The sequence below is a fragment of the Pseudoxanthomonas sp. 22568 genome (genome assembly GCF_052044485.1).
GTDB classification, from domain to species: domain Bacteria; phylum Pseudomonadota; class Gammaproteobacteria; order Xanthomonadales; family Xanthomonadaceae; genus Pseudoxanthomonas_A; species Pseudoxanthomonas_A beigongshangi.
The window spans coordinates 39585-64059 of the sequence record NZ_JBQENC010000017.1 but is presented as its reverse complement, the minus strand read 5'-3'; the positions used below and the strand labels follow the sequence as shown (position 1 = coordinate 64059).

The 24475-nt window shown below is 68.3% G+C and carries 23 protein-coding genes and 1 pseudogene; 11 read left to right on the top strand and 13 right to left on the bottom strand.

Translation table 11 applies throughout. From position 1 onward, the window contains the following. Positions 1–234 precede the first annotated feature (234 nt). Together ACTJI2_RS17895 and ACTJI2_RS17890 are read left to right on the top strand one after the other, a co-directional pair. Positions 235–999, top strand: a complete 765-nt coding sequence (locus tag ACTJI2_RS17895; RefSeq protein WP_192198048.1) for a DUF899 domain-containing protein — start codon at positions 235–237, stop codon at positions 997–999. 22 nt (positions 1000–1021) lie between these two features. After that, complete coding sequence (locus ACTJI2_RS17890) at positions 1022–1657, top strand: hypothetical protein (protein WP_440842913.1); 636 nt, start codon at positions 1022–1024, stop codon at positions 1655–1657. Between the two features lie 9 nt (positions 1658–1666). On the opposite strand, the gene ACTJI2_RS17885 is transcribed toward ACTJI2_RS17890, so the two are convergent. The 3 genes from ACTJI2_RS17885 to ACTJI2_RS17875 form a co-directional block, all read right to left on the bottom strand. Continuing rightward, positions 1667–1882, bottom strand: coding sequence for a hypothetical protein (locus ACTJI2_RS17885; protein ID WP_203323379.1), 216 nt, complete (start codon positions 1880–1882; stop codon positions 1667–1669). A gap of 109 nt (positions 1883–1991) precedes the next feature. Further along, positions 1992–2408 carry a VOC family protein gene (locus tag ACTJI2_RS17880; RefSeq protein WP_183639369.1) on the bottom strand — a complete coding sequence of 139 codons (417 nt, stop codon included), beginning with the start codon at positions 2406–2408 and terminating at the stop codon, positions 1992–1994. Beyond that, complete coding sequence (locus tag ACTJI2_RS17875; protein WP_328805199.1) at positions 2405–2926, bottom strand: helix-turn-helix transcriptional regulator; 522 nt, start codon at positions 2924–2926, stop codon at positions 2405–2407. Before ACTJI2_RS17875 ends, ACTJI2_RS17880 begins: the two co-directional genes overlap by 4 nt. A gap of 159 nt (positions 2927–3085) precedes the next feature. Here ACTJI2_RS17875 and ACTJI2_RS17870 point away from each other — a divergent pair, with 159 nt between their 5' ends. The 5 genes from ACTJI2_RS17870 (at position 3086) to ACTJI2_RS17850 (ending at position 8987) form a co-directional block, all read left to right on the top strand. After that, positions 3086–3787 carry a PadR family transcriptional regulator gene (locus ACTJI2_RS17870; protein WP_440842912.1) on the top strand — a complete coding sequence of 234 codons (702 nt, stop codon included), beginning with the start codon at positions 3086–3088 and terminating at the stop codon, positions 3785–3787. 64 nt (positions 3788–3851) lie between these two features. Then, positions 3852–4667 carry a siderophore-interacting protein gene (locus ACTJI2_RS17865; RefSeq protein WP_440842911.1) on the top strand — a complete coding sequence of 272 codons (816 nt, stop codon included), beginning with the start codon at positions 3852–3854 and terminating at the stop codon, positions 4665–4667. 45 nt (positions 4668–4712) lie between these two features. After that, positions 4713–5987, top strand: coding sequence for an MFS transporter (locus ACTJI2_RS17860; RefSeq protein WP_440842910.1), 1275 nt, complete (start codon positions 4713–4715; stop codon positions 5985–5987). A 40-nt stretch (positions 5988–6027) separates the two neighbouring features. After that, complete coding sequence (locus tag ACTJI2_RS17855) at positions 6028–6711, top strand: class I SAM-dependent methyltransferase (protein ID WP_440842909.1); 684 nt, start codon at positions 6028–6030, stop codon at positions 6709–6711. A 212-nt stretch (positions 6712–6923) separates the two neighbouring features. After that, positions 6924–8987, top strand: a complete 2064-nt coding sequence (locus tag ACTJI2_RS17850; protein ID WP_440842908.1) for a pyrroloquinoline quinone-dependent dehydrogenase — start codon at positions 6924–6926, stop codon at positions 8985–8987. On the opposite strand, the gene ACTJI2_RS17845 is transcribed toward ACTJI2_RS17850, so the two are convergent. Beyond that, positions 8984–9880 (bottom strand): LysR substrate-binding domain-containing protein, encoded by an 897-nt coding sequence (locus tag ACTJI2_RS17845; protein ID WP_440842907.1) that lies wholly within the window; start codon positions 9878–9880, stop codon positions 8984–8986. The two genes, ACTJI2_RS17850 and ACTJI2_RS17845, sit on opposite strands and share 4 nt — an antisense overlap. Positions 9881–10025: 145 nt before the next feature. Between ACTJI2_RS17845 and ACTJI2_RS17840 the strand changes: the two genes are divergently transcribed. The 3 genes from ACTJI2_RS17840 (at position 10026) to ACTJI2_RS17830 (ending at position 13559) form a co-directional block, all read left to right on the top strand. Beyond that, a complete protein-coding gene (locus tag ACTJI2_RS17840; RefSeq protein ID WP_440842906.1) occupies positions 10026–11942 on the top strand; it encodes a TonB-dependent receptor domain-containing protein in 1917 nt (638 codons plus the stop codon). 239 nt (positions 11943–12181) lie between these two features. Further along, positions 12182–12742: a hypothetical protein gene (locus ACTJI2_RS17835; RefSeq protein WP_440842905.1), complete on the top strand. Its 561-nt coding sequence runs from the start codon at positions 12182–12184 to the stop codon at positions 12740–12742. Between the two features lie 103 nt (positions 12743–12845). Then, the gene (locus tag ACTJI2_RS17830; protein ID WP_440842904.1) at positions 12846–13559 is read left to right on the top strand and encodes an ankyrin repeat domain-containing protein; all 714 of its coding nucleotides are present in this window, start codon (positions 12846–12848) and stop codon (positions 13557–13559) included. Here ACTJI2_RS17830 and ACTJI2_RS17825 read toward each other — a convergent pair. From ACTJI2_RS17825 to ACTJI2_RS17810, 4 genes are all read right to left on the bottom strand, one after another. Next, positions 13556–14482 (bottom strand): DUF2268 domain-containing putative Zn-dependent protease, encoded by a 927-nt coding sequence (locus ACTJI2_RS17825; RefSeq protein ID WP_203323372.1) that lies wholly within the window; start codon positions 14480–14482, stop codon positions 13556–13558. The two genes, ACTJI2_RS17830 and ACTJI2_RS17825, sit on opposite strands and share 4 nt — an antisense overlap. 110 nt (positions 14483–14592) lie before the next feature. Beyond that, the gene (locus tag ACTJI2_RS17820; RefSeq protein WP_440842903.1) at positions 14593–15201 is read right to left on the bottom strand and encodes a hypothetical protein; all 609 of its coding nucleotides are present in this window, start codon (positions 15199–15201) and stop codon (positions 14593–14595) included. Positions 15202–15461: 260 nt separating this feature from the next. Next, entirely contained in the window at positions 15462–15959 is a 498-nt protein-coding gene (locus tag ACTJI2_RS17815; RefSeq protein ID WP_440842902.1) for a DUF2938 domain-containing protein, read from the bottom strand. Beyond that, positions 15956–16804, bottom strand: a complete 849-nt coding sequence (locus ACTJI2_RS17810) for a class I SAM-dependent methyltransferase (protein WP_183639378.1) — start codon at positions 16802–16804, stop codon at positions 15956–15958. Before ACTJI2_RS17810 ends, ACTJI2_RS17815 begins: the two co-directional genes overlap by 4 nt. 75 nt (positions 16805–16879) lie before the next feature. Between ACTJI2_RS17810 and ACTJI2_RS17805 the strand changes: the two genes are divergently transcribed. Then, on the top strand, positions 16880–17338 hold the full coding sequence (locus tag ACTJI2_RS17805) for a helix-turn-helix domain-containing protein (RefSeq protein ID WP_183639379.1): 459 nt from the start codon (positions 16880–16882) through the stop codon (positions 17336–17338). Positions 17339–17419: 81 nt separating this feature from the next. On the opposite strand, the gene ACTJI2_RS17800 is transcribed toward ACTJI2_RS17805, so the two are convergent. From ACTJI2_RS17800 to mrdA, 5 genes and pseudogenes are all read right to left on the bottom strand, one after another. After that, positions 17420–18619, bottom strand: coding sequence for a D-alanyl-D-alanine carboxypeptidase family protein (locus ACTJI2_RS17800; RefSeq protein WP_183639380.1), 1200 nt, complete (start codon positions 18617–18619; stop codon positions 17420–17422). Positions 18620–18737: 118 nt separating this feature from the next. After that, complete coding sequence (locus ACTJI2_RS17795; protein WP_440842901.1) at positions 18738–20072, bottom strand: septal ring lytic transglycosylase RlpA family protein; 1335 nt, start codon at positions 20070–20072, stop codon at positions 18738–18740. Beyond that, positions 20069–21217 carry a lytic murein transglycosylase B gene (mltB, locus tag ACTJI2_RS17790; RefSeq protein ID WP_183639382.1) on the bottom strand — a complete coding sequence of 383 codons (1149 nt, stop codon included), beginning with the start codon at positions 21215–21217 and terminating at the stop codon, positions 20069–20071. The genes ACTJI2_RS17795 and mltB overlap by 4 nt, the downstream gene beginning before the upstream one ends. Positions 21218–21364: 147 nt before the next feature. Beyond that, the gene (gene rodA / locus ACTJI2_RS17785; protein WP_440842900.1) at positions 21365–22483 is read right to left on the bottom strand and encodes a rod shape-determining protein RodA; all 1119 of its coding nucleotides are present in this window, start codon (positions 22481–22483) and stop codon (positions 21365–21367) included. 143 nt (positions 22484–22626) lie between these two features. Continuing rightward, positions 22627–24474 (bottom strand): annotated as a pseudogene (gene mrdA, locus ACTJI2_RS17780) (penicillin-binding protein 2); the annotation flags it as partial. Position 24475 lies beyond the last annotated feature (1 nt).

The following is a 24475-nucleotide window of genomic DNA, read 5'->3' as shown; positions in this document are numbered from 1 at the left end:
CGGTGCCCACCCCCTTCTTCGAAGGGGGTAGTTCCCCGCCGTTCCACCTCCCCCTTTGAAAAAGGGGGACCGAGGGGGATTGGCTCCTGACGCGAAAAGCAAATCCCCCGATCACCTCCGGCGGATCCGCTCTCTTCGAAAGGGATCACCGGCGCCATCACGCGATCCGCTCAATCCCGCACCACACCAACCGTTCCTCCCCCGATGGCTCTACCCACACCCCAGGAGCAGATCATGAACCTCACTACCCGAATCCCCGCCGCCTCCCCCCGCATCGTCAGCCGCGAACAATGGCTGAAGGAACGCATGCCGTTGCTCGCACGCGAGAAGGAGCTGACCCGCCTGGGCGATCGCATCGCCGAGGAACGCCGCGCCCTGCCCTGGGTAAAGGTCGAGAAGGACTATGTATTCGATACCGTCGACGGGCCGCGCCGGCTGGACCAGTTGTTCGACGGCCGCCACCAGTTGCTGGTCCAGCACTTCATGTTCACGCCCGGCCGCGACCAGGGCTGCCGCAGTTGTTCCTACATGGCCGATCACCATGATGGCGCGCGCGCGCACCTGGCCCAGCGCGACACCACCCTGCTGGTGATCTCGCGCGCGCCGCTGGCCGACATCCAGCGCTTCCGCGCGCGCATGGGTTGGCAGTTCCCGTGGGTGTCCTCGTTCGGTTCCGATTTCAACTACGACTTCGGGGTCAGCTTCACCCCCGAGGACATGGCCACCGGCGCGGTCGACTACAACTACGCCCACCAGTATTTCCCGCATTCCGAGGCCCCCGGCATCAGCGTGTTCCATCGCGACGACGCCGGCACCGTCTTCCACACCTACTCGCGCTTCGGTCGTGGCGTGGAAGTGATGATGGGGACATACCCGCTGCTCGACCTCACCCCCAAGGGCCGCGACGAAGCCGGCCTGGAAGACACCATGTCCTGGGTGCGCCACCACGATCTCTACGAACAGGCGGACGGCAAGAGCGCCTGCGGTTGCCACGGCTGAGCACGAAGGCCGGCGCGGCGGCATGGACACGATCTGGCCCTGGCTGGCGATCGCCGGACTCGGTGCCCTGCACGGGCTGCATCCGGCCAATGGCTGGATGTTCGCCGCGGCAGGCGCGATCCATGCCGGCCGTGGCGAACACGCCTGGCATGCGTTGTGGCCAATCGGTGTCGGACATGCCACGGCGATCGTGCTGATCGCCACCGCCTTCGCGATTGGCCTGCGCGTGGAGGCGGCGGTCGCCACGCGCATCGCCGGAGCCGCCCTGCTCGTCCTGGCCTGCCATCACCTGTGGCGCCGACGTGCGCCACCCACGCCCACCGCGAACCGCCTCGGCGCGGTCGGATTGGCGCTGTGGTCCGGCTTGATGGCGACCGCGCACGGTTTGGGCATGGTCCTGGTGCCGGCGCTGGTGCCGCTGTGCCTGTCCGCCGGCCCGTGGCGCGATTTCACCGCCTCCGGTTCCTCATCCGCGGCATTGCTGGCGGCGGTGGCGCTGCACATGACCGCCATGCTGCTGGTGACCGGCGCTCTGGCGCGGGGCGTCTGCCACGGATGGGGCAGGTACCTGCGTCATTGGCGCGCCGCGACCCTGCGTTGCCTGTGGAGCCTGATGCTGGCCGCCACGGGCATCGTGCTGCTGGCGCTTGCGCAATGACACCGTGCCTCAGCTTCCCGCCTGCGGGGCGGCACGCGACTTCGCCAGATAGGGCAAGGCGAACAGGTAGAGTCCGGTGATCATCAACAGGATCAGCGGAAACAGCGCCATCAATCCCACCCAGGTGGATTGCTTCTGCATCGCCAACGCGACAAGGTTGGCGAGCACGGTCAGGGTGAAGATGATCGACAGCCAGCGGTGGAACTGACGGATCCACTTGTTCATCGGGATTTCCTCTGCGCTTGGCCCGAGACGCCTCGGGCGGGCTTGCACGTTGCCGGACGGTGCTGCGCCCGCGCGCGGTCATCCGGCCGCGTGCGGGACCAACGTGGATTCAGTGCTTGCCGCGACGTGACTCGATCATCTTCCAGCCATTGCCGGAGGGATCGCGGAAATTGGCATCGACATTGCCGTAGCGTTCTTCCGGCGGCTGGGTGAACTCCACCCCGCGCCCGCTCATGCGTTCGTAGGCCGCGCGGCAGTCATCGACGTCGAGGATGAGCGGCGGCATCCCGCCCTTGGCGACAATCTCGCGCGCGGTCTGCGCGGTGGCTGCGTCAAGCACCGGCTCCTGCGGCTTGAACAGTCCCAGCTGGAACGACGGCTGATCCGGATGCTGCACGGTCAGCCAGCGATAGTCGCCGTTGCGCACGTCGGTGTGCACGCGGAAACCCAGCTTGTCGACGTAGAACTCCAGCGCCTCGTCCTGATCGCGGACGTACAGCCCAACCATTCCAACACCCTGACTCATGTGACCTCCGGTTTCTCTGGGGCCGCCTTTGTAGCACCGGCCTCCCGCCGCCGCTTCTCCGAAACTGCGATGGTGAGATCGGGACGGTGCGCGGCGCTGGCATAGCAGGCCGGCATCGCCTGCGCCGAGCGGCGGGCGGCGCCTTCGCGGCCGCGCAACGCACCCGGACTTTCGCCGGTGATGTCGCGGAAGGTGCGGCCGAAGGTGCCCAGGCTGTTCCAGCCGGTCCGCAGCGCGATGTCGAGGATGGGCAGTTCGGTATCGCGCAGCAGGGTCTTGGCCCGCTCGATGCGCCGGGTCAGCAGGTAGCGATGCGGAGGCACGCCGAACGCCTCCTTGAACGAGCGTGCGAAATGCGCCTCGGACACATGGCTCACCCGCGCCAGCCGTGCCACCGGCCAGTCCTCGTGCGAGGCGGCATCCATCCGGTCCCGGGCGCGCAGCAGGCGGCGCAGGAGTTCCGGATCCTGGCCGGAGCCTGTCGTTGTTTTCCCCATCGAGTCTTCGGATGTCGCCATCGGATGTTCCAGTGAATGCCCGCTATCCCGATCCACGAGCGGCGGCCACCATAACCCAAGGGCGCCGAAATCCAGGAAACGCTCCACGCGGTCCAGGCTTGACGAACACTCTTACGATATATATCTTACGATGCATCTTATGACACCAAGGAGTGTCCGATGCGTCGTCATCACCCCCGACACACGCGCCGCGGCGAAGACTGCGGCGGTGATTTCCCTTTCTCCGAAGGCTTTTCCCTGCATGCCTTCTGGCAGGCCGTCGGCCGGCGCCACGGCGGCCGCGGCGGTCATCGCCACGGACCGGGCCCCGGTTTTCCGGGCGGATTCGGCGGCTTTGGCGAGGATGGCCTGACCCGGGGCCGCAAGTTCAGTTCCGACGATCTGCAACTGCTGCTGCTGGCCCTGCTGGAGGACCAGCCCAGCCACGGCTATGAGCTGATCAAGGCCCTGCAGGCGCGCTCGAACGGGTTCTACAGCCCCAGTCCGGGCATGGTGTACCCCGCCCTCACCTACCTGGAAGAGCTGGGTTACGTGGACGTGGAAGCCGAGGGCAACCGCAAGCGCTATGCGCTCGCGGCGCCGGGCCGCGAGCATCTGGAGGCGAACCGCGATCGGGTCGAACTGATGCTGGCCAAGCTGTCGCACATCGCGCGCAAGATGGATTCGGTACGGCGCGCGTTCGCCGGTGAACCGCAGGCCGATGTCGATGAAGGTGGCTGGGTGCCCGAACTGATCCGCGCGCGGCACGCCCTGAAACACGCGCTGGTGCGCCGCGACGGCGTATCGGCCGCCGAGCAGCGCCGCATCGCCGCCATCCTCGAGCGCGCCACCCGCGAGATCGAGGACAGCGAAGGCCAATGACCGATGTTCCCTTCCGCCGCCTTCGGGCGGCGGAAATGTTTCACCTCTCCCCCACGAGGTTTCCATGTCCGAAGTAGCCGACAAGGCGGTCGTGCGCGTCCGCCATCCGCTGAAACTGCGCCTGTTGCAGGTGGCGCGCGTGCACGACGTCACCCCGCATCTGCGCCGCATCACCCTCACCGGCGATTCGTTGCGCGATTTCGTTTCCGCTTCGTTCGACGATCACGTCAAGCTGTTCTTTCCCGCGCCGGGCGAAGCACGTCCCGAACTTCCCGCGCTCGGTCCGAACGGCGTGGAGTTCCGCGACGACAGGCCACGCCCGGTGATGCGCGATTTCACCCCGCGTCATTACGACAACGACGCCTGCGAACTGGAACTGGAGTTCGCCCTGCACGAAGCCGGTCCGGCCACCGACTGGGCATCGCGCGCGCAGCCGGGCGACTGGCTGGGCGTCGGCGGACCACGCGGTTCGCTAGTGATCGGCACCGGCTTCGACTGGCATCTGCTGATCGGCGACGACACCGCGTTGCCGGCCATCGCCCGCCGCCTGGGCGAACTGCCGGCCGGCGCGCGCGCGATCGCCGTGCTGGAGGTCGCCAACACCTCGGCACGGCCGGATCTGCGGACCGATGCCGAACTATCGGTACACTGGTGCCATCGCGACGGCGCGGACACCGCCGGGCCGCTCCTGCTGCAGGCATTGCGCACGCTGGCGCTGCCCGAAGGCGATGGCTATGTGTGGGCCGCCGGCGAATCCGCCGACATCCGCGCGGTGCGCCGCTACCTGGTGGATGAACGCGGCGTCGAAAAATCACGCATCCGCGCCGCTGCCTACTGGAAACGCGGCGCGCAGGGCGTGCACGAAAACCTGGAAGACTGATTCCATTCCCCCATTGCTCCGGTCGTCAGACCGCAAGGACGTTGCATGTATTCGTTGAGCGCTCCCCGCGAGCGTCGCCTGCTCTGGCTGCTGATGCTGACCCAGTTCACCCTCATCATGGATTTCATGGTGATGATGCCGCTGGGCCCGCAGATCATGCAGGCCTTCCATATCACTCCCGCCGCGTTCGCGGCCGCGGTGTCGGCCTATTCCTGGTGTGCCGGCCTGTCCGGCCTGCTGGCCGCCACCTATATCGATCGTTTCGACCGGCGCAAGTTGATGCTGGTCGTGTACGCGCTGTTCGCGTTGTCCAATCTGGCCTGCGCGATGGCGGACAGCTACGCGCTGCTGCTGGCCTCGCGCGCGCTGGCCGGCATCAGTGGCGGCGTGCTCGGCTCGATCGTGATGGCGATCATCGCCGACGTGATTCCCGGTCCGCGCCGCGGCGCGGCCACCGGCACGGTGATGATGGCGTTCTCGCTGGCCTCGGTGCTGGGCGTACCGGCCGGTGTGTTGCTGGGTGCGCACTACAGTTGGGCTGCCCCGTTCTGGCTGCTGGTCGGCCTGTCGGTGGTGATCTGGTTCGCCGGATCGCGCGTGCTGCCGCCGCTGGATCAACACCTGGCGCGGCAGGCGGTCCCATGGAAGCAGGCATTCCCGAACCTGTTCGGCTTGTTCACCCAGGCGCGCTACCTCAATGCGTTCGTGCTGACGCTGCTGCTGATGGTCGCCTCGATGCTGGTGATTCCCTTCATGTCACCGGTTCTGGTCGCCAACCACGGCATCGCTCCGGATCAGTTGTCGTGGTTGTACATGGTCGGCGGCACGGCGACGTTCTTCACCTCGCGCGCGATCGGCAAGCTGGCGGATCGGCACGGCAAGCATCGGGTGTTCCGGGTCGCGGTGCTGCTGTCGCTGGCGCCGATGCTGTTCGTGACCCACCTGCCCCACATCGGCTTCATCGCGATGCTGGCGTTCTTCCCGTTCTTCATGGTGCTGATGTCCGGCCGCATGATTCCGATGCAGGCGCTGCTGACCACGGTGCCGGCGCCGGCCGAGCGCGGCGCGTTCCTCAGCGCCAACAGCGCGGTGCAGGCGCTGGGCACCGGCTGCGGCGCCTACCTGGGCGGACTGATGCTGTCCTCGCCGACGCCCGCCGGCCCCATCGGCGGCTATGGCACCGCGGGCTGGGTGGCGGTGGCGCTGTCATTGCTGGCGGTGTGGTGGGTGGGACGGGTGAGCACCGACGGCGATCGGCCGCAAGCGCCGGCCATCGTCGTTGAGCCCGAGCCGGACGCGCTGGCGCGGGGCGAAGGCTGAAGTTCCAGTCACCACCACGCCACTCTGAAGAGCGTCCCGCATGACCGACCCCACCTTCGCGTTTTCCGACGCCGCCGCCGTGGCGCACTATGCCGAGGGCCCGCCGCGGCTGGTGCCCGGATTCGTCGGTCTGCAACGCATGGCCACGATCCTGCTGGCCGAGCGCGCGCCGGCCGATGCGCGGGTGCTGGTGCTCGGCGCCGGTGGCGGGTTGGAATTGAAGGCGTTCGCCCAGGCCCATCCGGCCTGGACCTTCACCGGCGTGGATCCGGCGCGGGCCATGCTGGATTTGGCCGCGCAAACGCTGGGACCGCTGGCGGCGCGCACGCAATGGGTTCCCGGCACCATCGACGACGCACCCGACGGTCCCTTCGACGCGGGCGCCTGTCTGCTGACCCTGCATTTCCTGCCCGCCGGGGAACGCCTACGGACCCTGCGCGAGGTCCGGCGCAGGCTGCAGCCGGGTGCGCCGTTCGTGGTGGCCCACGCCAGCTTTCCGCAGGACGGGGAGCAACGCGCGCGCTGGCTGTCTCGCTACGCCGCCTTCGCGATGGCGTCCGGCATCGAACCGGCGCAGGCGACGGCCGGGCGTGACGCCATCGATCGGCACCTGCATCTGCTTGCACCCGCCGAGGACGAAGCGATCCTGGCCGACGCCGGCTTCACCGGCATCGAGCTGTTCCACGTCGGATTCACCTTTCGCGGCTGGGTGGCGTACGCCTGAGCGGCGTCCCGATTGCGGCCCCCGGCGCTGATCGGCGCCTGGCGGACGACATGACGGCGCGGCTCGACCCCGGCTTCCCGCCATTCGTCCCCGCTGCCCGCGATCCATCCCTTCCCTCTCCCGCCCCGCGCCGTTGCGCGCACACTCCGCCCGCAACGACACGGGAGCGAAGACCTATGGTGGGCAAGGCGTGGTACGGATGGGTGAGTGGCATGGTCCTGGCATTGGCAGGCGCGGGCACCCGGGCGGCGGATGCGGACAACTGGTCCAGCTACGGTGGCGCCCCTGGCGGCGGCCAGCATTCACCACTCACCCAGATCACCCCGGCCAACGTCGGCCGGCTGCGTATCGCCTGGTCATTCCGCACCGGCGAACTGGGCGCGGGTCTGCCGGATCCGGAGCGGCGGCGGTTCGAAGCCAATCCGCTGGTGGTGGACGGTCGCATGTACCTCAACACCGGCACCGGCATCGCCTTCGCGCTGGACGCGGCCAGCGGTCGCGAGCTGTGGTCGTTCAACGCGAAGGTCGCGCGAAACAAGCGCTACAGCGATCCCGCCTCGCGCGGGGTGAGCTACTGGCGCGATCCGGAAGCCGCCGCCGGCGCGGCCTGCCGCGAGCGCATCGTCTTCGGCACGCTCGATGCACGCCTGATCGCCCTTGACGCCGCCAATGGCCAGCCCTGTGCCGGGTTCGGCGTGCAGGGCACGATCGATCTGCGTGCCGGCATCACCCTGCACGACGAACCCGACAGCGAATGGCGCAACTACGCGGTGACCTCGCCACCGGTGATCGCCGACGGCGTGCTGGTGGTCGGCAGCTCGGTCGGCGACAACCGCGCGCATGCACTGGAAGAAGGCGTGGTGCGCGGCTACGACGTGCGCAGCGGTGCCGAGTTGTGGCGCTGGGATCCGGTACCGCGGGATCCGGCCGAAGCCGTCGCGCGCGGCTGGCAACCGGAGCAGGCACGCACCGTGGGCGCGGCCAATGCCTGGGCGCCGCTGTCGGTGGATCCGGCGCTGGGGCTGGTCTACGTGCCGACCGGTTCGGCCAGTCCGGACTACCACGGCGGCGAACGCCTGGGCGAAAACCGCGACGCCAATTCGCTGGTGGCGCTGAATCTGCGCAGCGGCCGGCGCGTGTGGGCGCAGCAGCTGGTGCACCACGATCTGTGGGATTACGACCTGGCCTCGCAACCGGCCCTGGCCACCGTGCAGACCGCGCAGGGTCCGCGCAATGCGGTGTTGCAGGCGACCAAGACCGGTTTCCTGTTCGCCTTCGATCGGCGCACCGGCGAACCGGTGTTCCCGATCAGCGAAGTGCCGGTGCCCGCCTCGGATGTGCCCGGCGAGCAGGCCTGGCCGACCCAGCCGATGCCGGAGCCTTCGTTGCGCCTGGCGCGCCACGCGCCGCTGACGCCGGACAATGCCTGGGGCCCTACGCCCGGCGAGCGCCGCGATTGCGCGCAACAGATCGCGCGGCTGCGTTCGGAAGGCATCTTCACCCCGCCCAGCGTGCGCGGCACCATCGCCCTGCCCGGCTGGGCAGGCGGGGTGAACTGGGGCGGCATCGCGATCGACGCGCAGCGCCAGATCGCCATCCTGCCGGTGTCGGATCTGCCGATGCAGGTGGCGCTGATTCCGCGGCCCGACTTCGACTGGGACAAGGACGACGCCTATCCGGAGCAGGAGTTCAACAGCATGGACGGCACGCGCTACGGCATGCGCCGCGGTGTGCTGGCCTCGGCCAAGGGAACGCCGTGCGTCAAGCCGCCGTGGGGGCGCGTGGTCGCAGTGGACCTGCGTGCGCGCAAGGTGCTGTGGGAGCGTCCGCTCGGTACGCTGGAGGAGGAACTGCCGTGGCTGCCGTTGAACGTCGGCATGCCGGTGCTCGGCGGCGCGGTCACCACCGCCAGCGGCCTGACCTTCATCGGCGCCTCCGCCGATGCGCGCTTCCGCGCCCTCGACAGCAGGACGGGCGAGATCCTGTGGGACGCCAAGCTGCCGGCCGGCGGACAGGCCACGCCATCGATCTACGCGGTGAAAGGGCGGCAGTACGTGGTGATCGCGGCGGGCGGGCGGGAAGGCCTCGGCCCGATGGGCGACTACGTCATCGCCTACACGCTGGATGGCGAGGGCGAGGAAGTGGTGTTCCAGCATGGTGTAGCGGTACGCATGACGGTACTGGCGATGGTGGCGCTGGGAGTGCTGGCGGGTCTCGTCGTGATCGGGCAGCGGTGGCGACGGCGGCGGTCGTCGCGCACGGACTCGGCCACCTAGGCGAAGGCGCCGCCAAGCGCGAGGATGTCGTCGGCGACCCGCTGCTGGGCGGCGCTCCGCGCGCCGCGCGGCATCACCAGATAGTGTCCGGAAGCGTTCGGGATGCTGTCCGGAGACACCCGCATCAGCGACCCGGAGCGCAGGCGATCATCCGCCAGCGGTGAGCGCAGCAGGGCGACGCCAAGCCCGGCTTCCGCCGCCGCGAGTACCAGATCGTAGTCCTCGAAACGCCGGTCGGCCGCCTTGGCGCGGAAGCGGATGCCGCCTTCGGCCAGCCATGCGCGCCATTGCGAGGCGTCGGAGTCATGCAGCAAGGCTTCCTGGGCGATGCGCGCCGCAGACGCGCGCACGCCCAGCCGCGACGCCAATGCCGGTGCGGCGACCGGGAACAGGCGCTCGCCGAACAATGGCCGCGACTCGACTCCGGACCAGCGGCCGCGTCCGTAGCGCACCGCCAGATCCGCGCCGCCGTCACCGAGTTCGACAACGCGATGATCCAGGACAGGCTCGATCCGCACGTGCGGCGGCGTGCCCTGCAGAATCGGCAGTCTCGACAGCAACCAGAGCCGCGCGAACGAGGGCACCACGCTGATCGTCACCACCGGCAGATCCTGTCGTGGCCGCCAGCGGTCGGCCGAATCCCGGATCGATGCCAATGCCTGTTCGACTTCGGTGATGAAACGCTGTCCGGCCGGCGTGATCCGCACACCGCGCCCGTGGCGCTCGAACAGCGGTGTCCCCAGCCAATGCTCCACCGCGTGCACGCGGCGGCTGATCGCACCATGGGTCACCGCAAGCGCGGCGGCGGCGGCCGAGAATGATCCGGTGCGTCGCGCTTCAAGCACGGCGACCAGGCTTTCGATGGGGGGCAGGTTCAGTGTGCTGTGATCCATACGCACAGCTCAGCATCGATCAGTGCGCTATGTCAACACGCCGCCGCCGCGCACAGTAGCGCTGTCCAACCGCCGCGCCATGTCGTCCATGCCGTCCGTGCCCGCCAGCCCACCCATTGCCCATCGCCATGCGCTCGCATTCGCAATGCACGGCGCAATCGCGTTGTTCGCGCCGATCTGCGCCGCGACCGACGGTAAGCAGGAAGAAGATGTCGAGACGCGGGCCGATGACGCCTTCGGCAGCCGGATCGGCACCGAAAGCATCGGCCTGTACTCGGAGTCGCTGGTGCGTGGCTTCGACCTCCAGCAGGCGGGTAACTACCGGCTGGACGAGGCTTATTTCGTACGCGCCGCCGCGCCGCCGGACACGCTGGTGGAAGGCTCGCGCATCCGGGTAGGCCCGAATGCGCTGGACATCGGATTCCCGGCACCGTCGGGCATCGTCCAATATCGGCTGCTGCCCGCAAATCGGAATCGCCTGCGGCTCGAAGTGGGCTTCCAGCACCTGCTCGACAGCCAGCCGCGTCCGTACCTGCGCGCGCATTTCGCGTACCGGCCCGATGATCGCGCGCTCTCCTGGGCCGGCGGCGTGATCGGATCGCCGCGCGCCCGATACATGTTCGGCAACGAAGCGCGTTACCACAGCGCGGGCGTGGTGTCGCGCCTGGCGCTGGGTGGGGACTGGCGCGCCACGGCCTTCCACGGCTACTACGCGCAACGCTATCAGGCGGACGTGGGCTACCTGCCCGCCGGCGCGCGCCTGCCGCATCCAGATCGCCTCATCTATCCCGGCCAATCCTGGTCGCGCTTCGACACCCGCAACACCACTCAAGGCGTCATCGTGACCAGCACGCCGCGGGAAAACCAGTGGGACTATTCGTTGTCGGCGATCCTCTCCCGGGTGGATCGCCCGCGCTCGGATTTCAACGTGTTCTCGCGCGTCACGCCGGATGGCTGGGCCGATGCCTCGGTATCGGTGGCGCGAAACCGCACCGTGCGTGCGCGCGCCTACGAAGCACTGGCCGGACGCGACTGGACCCGGCCGGGCCATCAGGACCGGCTGAACCTGCTTGCGCGCCTGCGGCGTTCGGACCACGTCGGTCCTCAGGTCGACCGGTGGGCGCTCGGCCGCGTCTGGTTGTTCGGCGACGTGCCGTCGCTGGAGGAACCGGCGTTCCCAGAGCGTCCGCGGGCGCGGACGCGGGTGGACCAGCAGGAATTCGGGATCGGCTGGCAACGACAATGGCGCGGCGGCGCTTCGCTGACCACCGCACTCCGACGTACTGCGCTGGAGGAAATCGCCATGGCCGCGACGGGAACACGGCGCGAGCGCGCGAGCCGCGCGTGGCTCTACAACGCCGCGGCGGTGCTGCCGGTCTCCGGCCGGACCACTGCGTTCGCCTCGTTCGTGCGCGGAATCGAGGAAGCGGGCGTTGCGCCGCAGCACGCGGCCAACGCGTTCGAAGTGCTTCCGCCCGCCCTCGCGAAACAGACCGAGATCGGGGTGAAGTGGCAGCCCGATGCGCGCACCACGCTCATCGGCACGGTCTTCGGGATCAGCAAGCCGGAGCCGGGATTCGACGACGAGGAGCGCTATCGCTACCTCAGCCAGGTCAGCCATCGCGGACTCGAAGTCTCCCTCGGCGCCGAGCCCGCGCCTGGCCTGCGGGCGCTGCTGGGAATCAGTTGGATGCGCGCACGCCTGGAAGGCGATGCCGTGGACGCGGGGCGCATCGGCGAGCGTCCGGTTGGACGCGCCGAACGTCTGCTGCTGGTCAGTGCCGAGTACCGGCCGCCGCGCCACTCCAGTTGGTCGTTCGATGTGGATGCGACCTACACCGGTTCGCGTCCCGCGGATCCATTCGACCGTTTCCGGACCGCCGGCTATACGGTGGTCAACGTGGGCGCCCGCTATCGTTTTCACGTCGGCGGCATGGGCGCCATGGTGCGCCTGCGCGTCTACAACGCCGGTGATGTCTACGGCTGGTCGGCGGACAGCAGCGGCATGCAATCGCATGAACCCGCGCGTCGCGTGATGCTGAGCTTGTCGCTGGGGGAATGAAACCGGAGGCTCCGACCCGCCCCGGGGTTCTCCCGGCCGCGTCCCGATGGACTCGGAATGCGCGGCAACGTCCGCGACGGCCCGTGTCTTCCCACGCGACCGCCTGTCCATCCCGCCAACCGGCCGGGCGGCGCGTGACCCGGGCCCGACCGGGACCCACTTCTTCCCCGCTTCACATGCGCTCCATAGCCTTTCCATGCTGGACGGGGATACTGCTTCCGTCCAGACGAGACGCGCTCATGACCGCTGATACGCAACATGCTCATCATTCGAACTTCACTGGCTGGCGCCTGTTGATGTGGGGCGCCGCCGCCTGCCTGCTGTCGTTGCCGCTGATCGCCATGCAGTTCACCGACGAAGTGAACTGGACGCTGTCCGATTTCGTCGTCTTCGGCGGCATGCTCGCCGTCGCCTGCGGCGCCTGTGACGTGGCGATGCGCAAGGGTGGCAACTGGCGGTACCGGGCGGGCGCGTTGCTCGCGGTCGGCACCGCGTTCCTGCTGGTGTGGGTGAACCTGGCGGTCGGGTTCGTCGGCAGCGAAACCAATTCCTACAATCTCTGGTATGCCGGCGTGCTGGCGATGGGCGTGGCCGGTGCGTTCATCACACGCTTCCGTCCGGGCGGCATGGCCGCCGCGCTCACCGCCACCGCCATCGCCCAGGCCACGATCGGCCTGGTTGCCCAGTTCTCCGGCATGGATCATCCGTGGCCGGCGACGGTGGTGTTCACCGGCCTGTGGCTGGTGTCGGCGGCGCTGTTCCTCGCCGCGGCGCGCTCCGGTACACGCTCGTTGCCATGACCCCGCCAGCGTCTGGCATGCGTCGGACGAACGGCGGACGAGGGGTTCCGGTTCCGATGGCAGAATCGACCCACCGGATCGGAACCCGGTGGAGCGCCTTCCCATGAACAGCGATCGCCTCGACCGCATCCGCGATGGCCGCACCGATCTGGTGTTCGAGCATGTCGACGACGGCCATGCCGCCACCGACGCGGATGGAAATGGTGTTCGGCTCATCCAGTGGTGCGCGTACTACGGCGACGTCAGCGCCATCCGCTTCCTGCTTGCCCATGGTGAAACCCTCGCATCGCTCGGCGACAATCTCGGCCTGGGGTATGCGGTCTTCCACGGCCACTGGCCGCTGTGCCAGTTCCTGATCGAACAGGGCGCCAACCCCGGCCACGTCCTGCCCGACACCGGCGAATCGCCGCTGCATCTGGCCCTGTGCAAGGCCAATCGCCCCGCCTACGACGCCATCGTTGACATGCTGCTGGCCGCCGGTGCCGATCCCGATTGCGCCACCCTGCCGGGCGTCGAAACCGGCAGCTTCATGCGCGATGCCCGCACCCAGGGGGAAACGCCGCTGCATCGCGCCGCCGCATTCGGCAGCGAGCGCGCCATCGATCTGCTGCTGGCCGCGGGCGCGCGCATCGATGCCCGCGACCGGAATGGCGATTCACCGCTGGGCTGGGCCAGCTGGCACCTGCGGCCCGACGCCATCCTGCGCAAGCTCTGCTTCGGCGATCACTTCATCCATCCGGCGCGCAATTCCACCTACGACCATGGCACCGGCTGGGGCGTGATGGGCGTGGGCAAGCCGCATCTGTCGCGCCGCTAGCGCAGCTCGATGCCCGGCCGCCAGCCGCTGCGTGCGAGGAACGCCCGTGCATCCTGCAAACCGATGATGTCACGCAGCGCCTGCCGCTTGTCGCTGGCGTTCTGGTAATACGATTTCACGATCCGGTAACCGACCCAGTAGCCGAGATCGCCCGGGTTTCCCGGTTTGCTGTTGTAGATCCAGTCGGACAGATCGCGCTTGTCCATGTCGGCCTGGAACTTGGTTTCGATGGCCAGCTCCTGCCCCTTCGTGTTCTGTTTCAGATGCAGGTACGCGACCTCGCCGGAGATCAGCTCGCCGACGAATTCGGCGGCACCTTCCATCAGCGCGCTCTCCAGCACCGTGGCCTGCTCGGTTTCGACGAACGCCGGCACCTGCTGGACGTGCACATATTCGTGCGCGATCACGTGGACGAAGCGATCCTCCAGGTCGGGATTGAGCCAGTCGGTCGCGCACAGCGCTTCCAGTCCGATCTGCACGCCAGTGTCGGCGCTGGCGGTGCCGACCGGCTTGCCGCGTCCCACCGCTATCGTGACCGTGGGCAGGCGCGCTTCCGGATACAGTTCCACCAGTTTCCGCAAGGAAGCCCTGAGCCGGTTCCGGGTGTCCGGCAGCACTTCCATGCAGCGCTTGGCATCGATGTAGGCCTGCGGATTCTTCGCCAGGTTCGCGGCGATCGCCTCGCCGGTGATGCGGCGGGCCTTGGCGAAGTGGTGTAGTCCCTCGGATCCAGCATCCAGGTAATCGCGCTGCAATTGTTCGGCGCTCGGGTGTCCCTGGACGCTGTCGTAGAGCCGGTAGAAGCGCTCGACATCGTCGATATCGACAACCGGATCGCCAGCCTTCGCGTCCGCCGCCCATCCTTGCGATGTGGTCGCGCCCAGCACCGCGCACACCATCACCGCCATCAATGCCAAGCGCATGTTCCGTTGCTCCGTGGGGAATGCGGACCACGCTACGGAGGGGACAGGTACCGGATCAATGGCCGTTGGTCACGGTGACTCCCGCCATGCCGCGTCATCCGCTCCAGGCGCTAGGGCCCTGGCCGGCTTTCCAGACCGATGGCCTGCTGCATGCGCGCAACCACGCTGTCGTCGGGCGCGGCGTCGGTATCGGCGCGCTCGGCATAGATGAGCATCAGTTCCTTGCGCTGCGCCGCGTCCGGCAAATGCACCAGACGGACGAAGGCCATGTGCTGCGGCAACTCGAGCTTCGCGGCGGCGACCAACTGTTCGACCTGTTCCAGATCCGAGTCGGCGGGCGCCTCGTCGCTCAGCGCGCGACCCCAGGTGTCGAGATGGAAATCCAGTCCACCCATCTTCAGCGCGCGGGACTTGGCGTAATCGCCGGCATGGGTCAGTTCGGGCCGGCTGGGAATGTAGGCTTCCGACTGTATCCAGTACAGCCGCTGCACCATGCCCTTGGCGTCCTTCTGCGCGTATACATGCAGATCGCAATCTGCATAGCCGTACAGCACCCAGCGCCGGTTGCCGAGGTATTCGGCGGAAGCCGGCACCCGCACCGTGGCTGGCGGTTCGAACGATTCCACGCTGGCGCCATCGACGCGAAGGCGGGGTTCGACCGCGCCGGCGCCGGCAACCCAGGCCGCCAGCAGCACCAGTCCCGATACACCCGGAAGCACGCGCCGGGCACACCATGGGAGAACGGAACGACACGGGTTCATCTGCTGCCTCCACCGGATGGACGTCCGGCCCGCATGCTCGAGGCGATGCCGGACGCGTGCATGTGCCGGAAGTATTCCGGCCTTTCCGCCCGTCGCGGAATACAGGTTGAGTCCGCTTGTCTGTCCGCATGCTCGTGGCGACGCGGAAGACGTCATCCTTCACGCCAGTGCTGTTGCTGCGCAACGCACCCTCGCGCCGGCGATTCGCGTTGATGCGGTCATGCCATCCACGACAGGATCTTTCCGCTCAGATACAGGCCGACGCCGAACATCGCGTGCGTCACCAGGCTGTGCAGGCGTGTGCGGCCGGGATGCGGCGCGCGGCGGGCGGCGATGCCCAGCCCCATGCCGGGCTGCATCATCAGAAACGGCGCAACCACGGAACCGATGCCGACCATCAGGGATAGCGGAAGCGTTGGCGCGCGAAGCCACGCTTCACCTCCGAACATCAGCAGAATCGCAGCGAAGACAATCCCGGTCAGCACATGCGCCGCGATGCCAATCACCCGCTCGCCATGCACCGGTGGAGTGGCCGCGATGGGATCGTGAAGAAAACGGCCACGCGGCAACCACGCCACCCAGCGTCCAAGCAGTGTGTAGTTCAGTCCCGGCACGCCCAACCAGCGCTGGCGCAGCCAGATCCAGGCATCCATCAGCGCGGTGGCGCCCAGGCCAAGCACAATCGCATGCACGACGAATTCCGACGGCGGCATCATCGCGCTGCACTCCCTCGGCGCGCATCGATCCGCCAGCAGGCGGCGGTGAAGCGGACTTCGGATCCCCGCACGTAGGATTCGAACGCGGCACGCATGGCGCCGACGACCTGCGTCCGGGTTTCGGCATCCGCCTCCTGCAATGCCTGTCCCACCGGCCCCAGCCGGGTGATGTAGGAAACCAACCGGGATTCGGGCAGCGAGCAGATCGGATCGACCGGACGGATCTCGATGTCGCGCCAGCCGGCTTCCTCGAGCAGTCGATGGACGCGATGCGGGTCGGCGAACGCGAACTGGCCGGGACCATCCGCACGCCGCTCGGGCAAGGCAAGCCACGGTGCGGCGGCACGTTCCGCCGTGGTCATGAACGGATTGTCCGCGGCGCTGCGCCAGGCGATGAAACACAATCGTGCATCCGGCCTTGCCGATCGGTGAAGGTTGGCGAGCGCCCGTACCGGATCGGCGAAGAACATCACGCCGAAGCGCGAGATGATCCGATCGAAGTGTTCCGCTGGAAACGGGTGTGTCTGCGCGTCGGCCTGGACGAACCGCACGCGCAGGTCTTCGCGCTGCGCACGCTCGCGGGCCAGCGCCAGCATCGGCGCGGAAATGTCGACACCGATGCACTCGCCCTGCCCCGCCAACACCCGCGCCATCGCCAGGGTGGCGGCACCGGTGCCGCAGCCAATGTCCAGCACCCGCGCGGCAGGCTCGTTCAATGCCTCCCGCAGGATGGGAATGAACGGTTCCAGCATCGCGTCCAGCAGCGCCTGCTGGTCCACCCAGGCCTGGCCGCCGGTGCCATTCCAGAGCCTGGCCTGCTCATCGGCGATCGTCTTCGTATCCATGGTTTTCTGCGCCCGCTTGCGCCGGGGGAGGAGGAAGGGCACTGTGCGACTTCAAGTCGACTTGAAGTCAAGCCCATGCAGGAACTGGATATCGGCCAGGTGGCCGAACGCACCGGGGTACCCGCTTCGACCTTACGGTACTACGAGGAAAAAGGCCTGGTCCGCGCCATCGGTCGGCACGGGCTGCGGCGCGTGTTCGACGCCCGCGTCCTGGACCGGCTCGCGCTGATCGCGCTGGGCCGGGCCGCCGGTTTTTCGCTGGACGAGATCGCGGCGATGTTCGCGCCCGACGGGCAGCCGCGCATCGATCGGCGGATGCTGCTGGACAAGAGCGCCGAGCTGGACCGCACCATCCGCCAGCTCGGCGCCATGCGCGACGGCCTGCGCCACGCCGCCGCCTGTCGCGCGCCCAGCCACATGGAATGCCCGACGTTCCGGCGGATCCTGAAGGCGGCGTCGGCGGGTGCGCTCGCCACGCCCGGCCGGAACGCCAGGAAGCATCGGTCGCGCGCGCGTGTTGCGGGCCCTCGATGACCCTTGATCGGGATCGAGGATGCGAAAACGACGAAGCCGGCTTGCGCCGGCTTCGTCATCATTGCGTGTTGGATGTGGAAATCAGTCCGACTCCCACCACATCCAGAAGGCGTCCCACAGGCGCTTGAAGAAGCCGGCTTCCTCGACGGCGTTGACCGCCACCAGCGGGGCCTGGGCGACGACCTTGCCGTCCAGGGTGACCTTCACGTCGCCGATGGCCTGGCCCTTCGTGATCGGCGCGACCAGGGTCTTGGGCACGTTCATGCTCGGCTTCAGATCGGCGTAGCGGCCACGCGGCACGCTGACCAGCATCGGCTGGGCCACGCCTAGCTGCACTTCCTTGGCCTGGCCCTTCCACACGCGCTGGCTGGCGATGACCTTGCCCGGCTCGTACAGGCGGTGGGTTTCATAGAAGCGGAAGCCCCAGTTGAGCAGCGCCAGGCTGTCGTCGGCGCGCTGCTTCTCGGAGGTCGAACCCATCACCACCGCGATCAGGCGCTGGTCACCGCGCTTGGCCGAGCTCATCAGGCAGTAGCCGGCACCGGAATGGTGGCCGGTCTTGATGCCGTCCACGCTGCCGTCGCGCCACAACAGCAGGTTGCGGTTGGGCTGGGTGATGGTGCCGACGGTGAATTCCTTGATCTTGTTGAACGCGTAGGTTTCCGGATAGTCGCGGATCAGCGCGCGGCCCAGCAGGGCCAGATCGTAGGCGGTGGAATAGTGCTCCGGCGCGGACAGGCCATGGGCGTTGGCGAAGCGCGAGCCCTTCATGCCGATCTTGGCGGCATAGTTGTTCATCAGCGACGCGAAGGCTTCCTGGCTGCCGGCGGCGTGTTCGGCCAGCGCGATGGCGGCATCGTTGCCCGACTGCACGGCCATGCCCTTTTCCATGTCCAGCAGCGGCGCGGTCTTGTTGACCGCGAAACCGCTGTAGCTGCCGTCGGTGCCGGCGCCGCCCTCGCGCCAGGCGCGCTCGCTCATCATCACCTGGTCTTCCGGACGGATCTTGCCGTTCTTCTGCTCGGCCGCCAGCACGTAGGAGGTCATCACCTTGGTGATGCTGGCCGGCTCGACGCGCTGGTCGTAGTTCTCGCCCGCCAGCACCTGGCCGGTGATGTAGTCCATCAACACCCATGCGGTGCCGACCGGCTTGGGCGGCGGCGGGATGGCGACGGATTCGGCGGGGGGGGCGACCGGCGCCGGCTGCGGTGCCGGGGTCTGCGCGATCGCCGCGCCGAAGGCGGCGGTGGCCAGGGCGGCCAGGGCGAAACGGAACTTCATCTGCTGCGAACTCCTGACTGGGCGCGGGGCCCGTTCGACGAAAACGACATTTTAGGCAGGCATTGGCGGCTGGGAATCCACCAAGGCCGAAAAACAGGCGAAAAAACCGTAGCGCGGTTCAGTCGCGGACCAGTTGCGGGCGTCCGAAGCCCAGTTTGGCGATGCGACCGGCCAGTTCATCGGCGCCGGCCGGGTCGGTCGCGCCGACCCGCAGTCGCCACAGCACCCGTCCGTTGCTCTGCACATCGCTCAGGCTGGCCCCGGCGATGCCCGCCGCGACCAGCCGGGCCAGCGCCCGGTCGGCATTCTCGCGGCTGGCGAAGCTGCCCACCTGCAATTGCAGCGGCGCGCCCAGCGCGCGCGGGATCACGCCAGGCGCAATCGACGACGCGCCTGCCGATGTCACCGGCGTCGATGTCGATGCCGCCGCGCGGGAGGGCGCGGGCGACGCGATCATCGTGGAGACGGCGGTGGCCTGCGTCCCGGTGGGTGCCGGTGCAGCCGGCTTGCCGGTGGCCACGCGCACGCCGTTGGCCTGCATCCACGCATCGAAGCGGTCGGCGCTGGCCGGATTCTTCGTGTCCGGAATGACCTGGTAGCGCCGGCTGCCGCGTCTATCCACCGTGGCGACGACCGCCGCGTTGGCCGCGGTAGCCGTTGCGGCAGCGGCCTGAGCCGCCGGATTCGACGCCGGCAGCTTCTCGACCAGCGCATCCATGCCGCTGCTGGCCGGGACGGCGGGCGTGGATGCGGAGGGCGCGGCGGCATAGCCACGCTCGTCCTTGCCCGGTGTCAGCGCGCGCACTTCCACCCGGCCGGTACCGCGCTGGGTGATGCCCAGCTTGTAGGCGGCGGCGTAGCTCAGATCGATCACGCGCCCGTCATGGAAGGGCCCGCGATCGTTCACCCGCACCACCACCGACTGGCCGTTGTCCAGATTGGTGACCCGCGCGAAGCTGGGCAGCGGCAGGGTCTTGTGGGCGGCGGTGAAGGCGTACATGTCGTACACCTCCTGGTTGGAGGTACGGCGACCATGGAACTTGTTGCCGTAATACGAAGCGGTGCCCTGCTCGACGTAGCCATCGACCTTGTCCAGCACCTGGTACTTCTTTCCCAGCACGGTGTACGGCGAGCGGTTGCCGATCGGCGAACGCGCCTCGGCGGTCACCATCGGCTCGGCGATGCAGTCCAGATCCGGCAGGTGGTCGGGGGTGGTGTCGGAGACGCCGGGCTTGTACAGGCCACCGGCGGTGTAGTTGCCGCGCGTGGACGGATCTTCCTGCGCCGGCGCATAGAACGAGCAGTCCTTGCCACTGGCGGGGCCGCGACCCTGGTGCGCGGTCGATGACCCCGGCTTGCCCTTGCCGGACAGTGGCGGGGGGACCGGTTTCTTCGGCGCCGTGCTGCAGGCCGCCAGGCTGAGGGTGAGCAGCGCGGGCAGAAGCCATTTCATGCGGGCGGAATCTCCCTGCCGGCGATGGCCTGGGACAGCTGGTACACGGCCATCGCGTACATCTTGGAGTTGTTGTAGCGGGTAATCGCGTAGTAGTTCTGGAAGCCCAGCCAATACTGCTTGCCGGCGCTGCCTTCCAGCGACACCAGGGTGGCGGTGGCATCGGCGGCGACCGGCTCCAGCGGACGGTAACCGCGCTGGGCCAGATCGGCCAGGGTGTAGTCGGGGGTCCAGGTGTCCGGGTTGAACTCGGGATAGCCGGCCTGCAGTTCGGCGCGCGCCACCACCGGACCGCCCGGCACCCAGCCGCCGCGCTCGCCGCCCTTCTTGCGGAAGTAATTGGCGACCGAGGCGAACACGTCATCGACGCTGTTGAACAGATCCCGGCGGCCGTCGCCGTTGCCGTCCACCGCGAACTCGCGGTAACTGGACGGCATGAACTGGCCCATGCCCATCGCGCCGGCGTAGCTGCCGATAAGCGTGGTGATGTCCAGCTTCTCCTCGCGGCCCAACGCGAACAGCTGCGCCAGCTCGTCGCGGAAGAACAGCTCGCGGCGCTGCTCGTAGGCGGCGCGCGCGGGATTGCCGCTGCGCGGATAGCGGAACGCCAGCGTGTACAGCGCGTCCAGCACGCGGTGCTTGCCGGTGTAGCCGCCGTAGCTGGTCTCGACGCCGATGATGGCGACGACGATCTCGGCCGGTACACCGTAGGCCTTTTCCTCGCGCGCCAGCGCGTCGCGATGCTTCGCGAGGAATGCCTGCCCGCCGCTGATGCGCGAGGCGGTGATGAAGTTGGGCCGGTACTCGCTCCACGGCTTGACCCGCTCGGCGGGTCGCGACATCAGCGCGATCACGTCGTCGCGGAACACCGCCTGCGACAGCACCGAATCGATGTACTGCGGGTCGATGCCGTAGCGCGCCGCGGTATCGCGCACGAAGTTGGCGCGCGCGGTGGCGAAATCCTCCACGAGGATCGGCACGTCGGCCACGCGCTCCACCGATGTTTCGGCCGGATTGGCCGAAGTTTTCGGAGCGGGTGACTGGGCTCCGCTCGCCGCGGGCGCGGCGGTCGGCGGGTTCTTCGGCGGAGTCGCGCAGGCAACCAGGCCGAAGGTGATCAGGCAGACAAGGGCGCGTCGAATCATCGGCGCGAGGGTAGCATGCTCAACGTGAGGAATAGTGAATGTTTTAGGGGCCGGGATTCGGGATTCGGGATACGGGATTCGTGAACAGCGAAAGCTCTGCTTCTGCTTTTGCAAATCCCCAATCCCGAATCCCCAATCCCGGCCCGATCAATACCCATGCACCGGCCGGTGCGCGCGTACCGCCATCACCAGGCCCAGGCCGGCCAGCAGCGAGACCGCCGAGGTGCCGCCGTAGCTCAGCAGCGGCATCGGCACGCCGACCACCGGCAGCAGGCCGGAGATCATGCCGCCGTTGACGATCACGTAGACGAAGAAGGCCAGGCCCAGCGAGCCGGCCAGCAGGCGCGAATAGGTGTCGCGCGCCTCGATGGCGATCCACAGGCAGCGCCCGATCACGAACAGGTACAGCGCCAGCACCACCGCCACGCCGATCCAGCCGAACTCCTCGGACAGCACCGCGAAGATGAAGTCGGTGGTGTGTTCGGGCAGGTAGTTCAGGTGCGACTGCGAGCCCTGCCCCCAGCCCTTGCCCGACAGCCCGCCACCGCCGATGGCGATCTTGGACTGGATGATGTTCCAGCCCGTGCCGAGCGGATCGTTCTCCGGATTGAGGAAGGTCAGGATGCGATCCTTCTGGTAGGGGCGCAGGAACCAGAACCACGCCACCGGCGCGGCGGCGGCCACGCTGCCCACGCCCACGCCCACCCACCACCACGGCAGGCCGGCCAGCAGCAGCGCGAACACGCCGCTGGCGGCGACCAGCATGCCGGTGCCGAAATCCGGTTGCAGCAGGATCAGGCTGGTGGGAATGGCGATCAGGATGCCGGCGACGATCACCGTCCTGATGCGCGGCGGCAGCGGCTCGCGATGCAGGTACCAGGCCATCATCATCGGCAGGGTGATCTTCAGCAGCTCGGACGGCTGCAGGTAGAACACCTTCAGGTCGATCCAGTGGCGGCCATGCTTGCCGGTGCCGATGAACAGCACCAGCAGCAGCGGCAGCAGCGAGGCGATGAACACGCCGGGCGTCCAGCCGCGCAGGCGCACCGGCGATACCCGCGACAAAGCCCACATCGCCACCAGCCCGACCGCGAAGCGCGCGCCCTGCGCCAGCAACAGGCGCGCCCCCAGATCCTCGCCGCCGGCGCTGTACAGCACCGCCAGTCCGATCGCCATCAGCGCGCCGAGCGCGCCCAGCAGCGGCCAGTCCAGTGTGCGCAACAGGTAGCGCAGCAGATCGATGGCCCAGCGCAGCATTTCGATCATGGCGCGCGTCCCGGCAGCGTGGGACCGGCCGGCGATGGCGCGGCGGGCGTGGCCGCGGGCGCATTCGTCGTGGCGGGTGGTGGGGTGCCTGGTGCGGCCGTCACCGGCAGTGCTTCGGGATCGCTGCTCGCCGCTTCCGGATCATCGACCCCCTCCGGCATCTTGCCCAGCATGAAGGCGTCCAGGATCTTGCGCGCGATCGGCGCGGCGGTGGTGCCGCCGTAGCCGCCGCCTTCCACCGCCACCGCGATCGCGATGGCCGGCGCATCGGCCGGAGCGAAGCCCACGAACAGCGAGCGATGGCGCAGGTGCATGGGCAGGCTCTTGGGATTGACCGCGGCGGTGCCGCGCCGGCTGATCACCTGCGCGGTGCCGGTCTTGCCCGCCATCAGGTAGGGCGCGCCACGCGCCATCGAGGCGCCGGTGCCACCCGGCTGCATGGTCGCCATCATGCCTTCGCGGACGACCTGCACATTGGCCGGGCTCGGGCTGATCGGCAGCGGCGTGGCCACCGGCAGCGGCGTCCACGCGGCGTCGAAGCCGGTGCGCTGATCGCGCACCAGGTGCGGCTGGCGCAGGTTGCCGTCGGCGATCGCGGAGATCGCCCGCACCAGTTGCAGTGGGGTGACCTTCCAGTCGCCCTGGCCGATGGCGATGTTGACGGTGTCGCCGGGATACCAGCGCTCCTTGCGACTCTTGGCCTTGTAGGCGGGCGACGGCAGGATGCCGCTGATCTCGCCGGTCAGGTCGATGCCGGTCGGATGGCCGAAGCCATAGCGGGTCATGTAATCGTCGAAGCGTTCGATGCCCAGATCCAGCGCCAGCCGGTAGTAGTAGGTGTTCACCGACTGCGCGATCGACTTGCGCAGATCGGTCCAGCCGTGGCCGCCGCGATGCGCGTCACCCCAGCCACGGCTGGTGCCGGGCAGGTAGAACATGCCGGTGGACAACACCTTGTCCTCGGGCCGGCGCAGGCCGCTGTCCAGGCCGGCCAGCGCGATCAGCGGCTTCAGCGTCGAACCGGGCGCCACGCCGCCCAGCACCAGGCGGTTGAACTGCGGGCGCGAGGGATTCTCGTTGAGCGCCTTGAAATCCTTGCTGGAGATGCCGTTGACGAACAGGTTGGGGTCGTAGCTGGGCAGGCTGACCATCGCCAGGATCTCGCCGGTGCGCGGATCCATCGCGATCGCCGAACCTTCGTGTTCGCCGAACGCGGCGACCAGCGCCTGTTGAAGTTTCAGGTCCACACTCAGGCGCAGGTCCGTGCCCGCCACCGCCGGCACCCGGCCGACCACCCGCAGCGCGCGGCCTTCGACGTTGGTCTCGACCTTCTCGTAGCCGACCTTGCCGCGCAGCGCCTCGTCGTAATAGCGCTCCAGGCCGGTCTTGCCGATGTGGGTGAGCGCGGCGTTGCCCTCGCCGAGGACTTCCAGATCCTTCTCGTCGATGCGGCCGACGTAGCCGATGATGTGCGCGAACAGGTCGCCGTAGGGATAGCGCCGGGTCAGGTACGGCACCAGCTCCACGCCGGGGAAGCGCCAGCGATCCACCGCGAAGCGGGCCATTTCCTCTTCGCTGACGCGCAGCTTGAGGGTGATCGGGCGGAACCCGCGCGTGCTCTTGCGGGTGGCCTCGAAGCGTGCGATGTCTTCCGGCGCCAGCGCGATGACCCGACCCAGTTCGGCGATCAGGCGGGCCGGATCGCCGACCTTGTCCGGGGTGACGTCCAGGCGGAACGCCGGCACGTTCTCCGCCAGCAGCACGCCATTGCGGTCGTAGATGGCACCACGTCCCGGCACCACCGGGCGCGGCTTGATCCGGTTGGCTTCCGAACGCGTGGCGTACTCGTCGTGATCCAGCACCTGCAGCTTGAAGTACCAGCCGCCCAGGCCGATCAGCGCCAGCGCGACCACCGCGAAGCCCAGCATCGCGCGACGCCGGAACTGCTCGGCCTCGGCGTGCGGATTCTTGGCGGCGCGGCGGCTGATCATG

Excerpts from the sequence above, each read along its gene's own strand:
- ACTJI2_RS17895 (WP_192198048.1), top strand. The coding sequence starts at position 235 with ATGAACCTCACTACCCGAATCCCCGCCGCCTCCCCCCGCATCGTCAGC.
- ACTJI2_RS17890 (WP_440842913.1), top strand. The coding sequence starts at position 1,022 with ATGGACACGATCTGGCCCTGGCTGGCGATCGCCGGACTCGGTGCCCTG.
- ACTJI2_RS17885 (WP_203323379.1), bottom strand. The coding sequence starts at position 1,882 with ATGAACAAGTGGATCCGTCAGTTCCACCGCTGGCTGTCGATCATCTTC.
- ACTJI2_RS17880 (WP_183639369.1), bottom strand. The coding sequence starts at position 2,408 with ATGAGTCAGGGTGTTGGAATGGTTGGGCTGTACGTCCGCGATCAGGAC.
- ACTJI2_RS17875 (WP_328805199.1), bottom strand. The coding sequence starts at position 2,926 with ATGGCGACATCCGAAGACTCGATGGGGAAAACAACGACAGGCTCCGGC.
- ACTJI2_RS17870 (WP_440842912.1), top strand. The coding sequence starts at position 3,086 with ATGCGTCGTCATCACCCCCGACACACGCGCCGCGGCGAAGACTGCGGC.
- ACTJI2_RS17865 (WP_440842911.1), top strand. The coding sequence starts at position 3,852 with ATGTCCGAAGTAGCCGACAAGGCGGTCGTGCGCGTCCGCCATCCGCTG.
- ACTJI2_RS17860 (WP_440842910.1), top strand. The coding sequence starts at position 4,713 with ATGTATTCGTTGAGCGCTCCCCGCGAGCGTCGCCTGCTCTGGCTGCTG.
- ACTJI2_RS17855 (WP_440842909.1), top strand. The coding sequence starts at position 6,028 with ATGACCGACCCCACCTTCGCGTTTTCCGACGCCGCCGCCGTGGCGCAC.
- ACTJI2_RS17850 (WP_440842908.1), top strand. The coding sequence starts at position 6,924 with ATGGTCCTGGCATTGGCAGGCGCGGGCACCCGGGCGGCGGATGCGGAC.
- ACTJI2_RS17845 (WP_440842907.1), bottom strand. The coding sequence starts at position 9,880 with ATGGATCACAGCACACTGAACCTGCCCCCCATCGAAAGCCTGGTCGCC.
- ACTJI2_RS17840 (WP_440842906.1), top strand. The coding sequence starts at position 10,026 with ATGCACGGCGCAATCGCGTTGTTCGCGCCGATCTGCGCCGCGACCGAC.
- ACTJI2_RS17835 (WP_440842905.1), top strand. The coding sequence starts at position 12,182 with ATGACCGCTGATACGCAACATGCTCATCATTCGAACTTCACTGGCTGG.
- ACTJI2_RS17830 (WP_440842904.1), top strand. The coding sequence starts at position 12,846 with ATGAACAGCGATCGCCTCGACCGCATCCGCGATGGCCGCACCGATCTG.
- ACTJI2_RS17825 (WP_203323372.1), bottom strand. The coding sequence starts at position 14,482 with ATGCGCTTGGCATTGATGGCGGTGATGGTGTGCGCGGTGCTGGGCGCG.
- ACTJI2_RS17815 (WP_440842902.1), bottom strand. The coding sequence starts at position 15,959 with ATGATGCCGCCGTCGGAATTCGTCGTGCATGCGATTGTGCTTGGCCTG.
- ACTJI2_RS17810 (WP_183639378.1), bottom strand. The coding sequence starts at position 16,804 with ATGGATACGAAGACGATCGCCGATGAGCAGGCCAGGCTCTGGAATGGC.
- ACTJI2_RS17805 (WP_183639379.1), top strand. The coding sequence starts at position 16,880 with ATGCAGGAACTGGATATCGGCCAGGTGGCCGAACGCACCGGGGTACCC.
- ACTJI2_RS17800 (WP_183639380.1), bottom strand. The coding sequence starts at position 18,619 with ATGAAGTTCCGTTTCGCCCTGGCCGCCCTGGCCACCGCCGCCTTCGGC.
- ACTJI2_RS17795 (WP_440842901.1), bottom strand. The coding sequence starts at position 20,072 with ATGAAATGGCTTCTGCCCGCGCTGCTCACCCTCAGCCTGGCGGCCTGC.
- mltB (WP_183639382.1), bottom strand. The coding sequence starts at position 21,217 with ATGATTCGACGCGCCCTTGTCTGCCTGATCACCTTCGGCCTGGTTGCC.
- rodA (WP_440842900.1), bottom strand. The coding sequence starts at position 22,483 with ATGATCGAAATGCTGCGCTGGGCCATCGATCTGCTGCGCTACCTGTTG.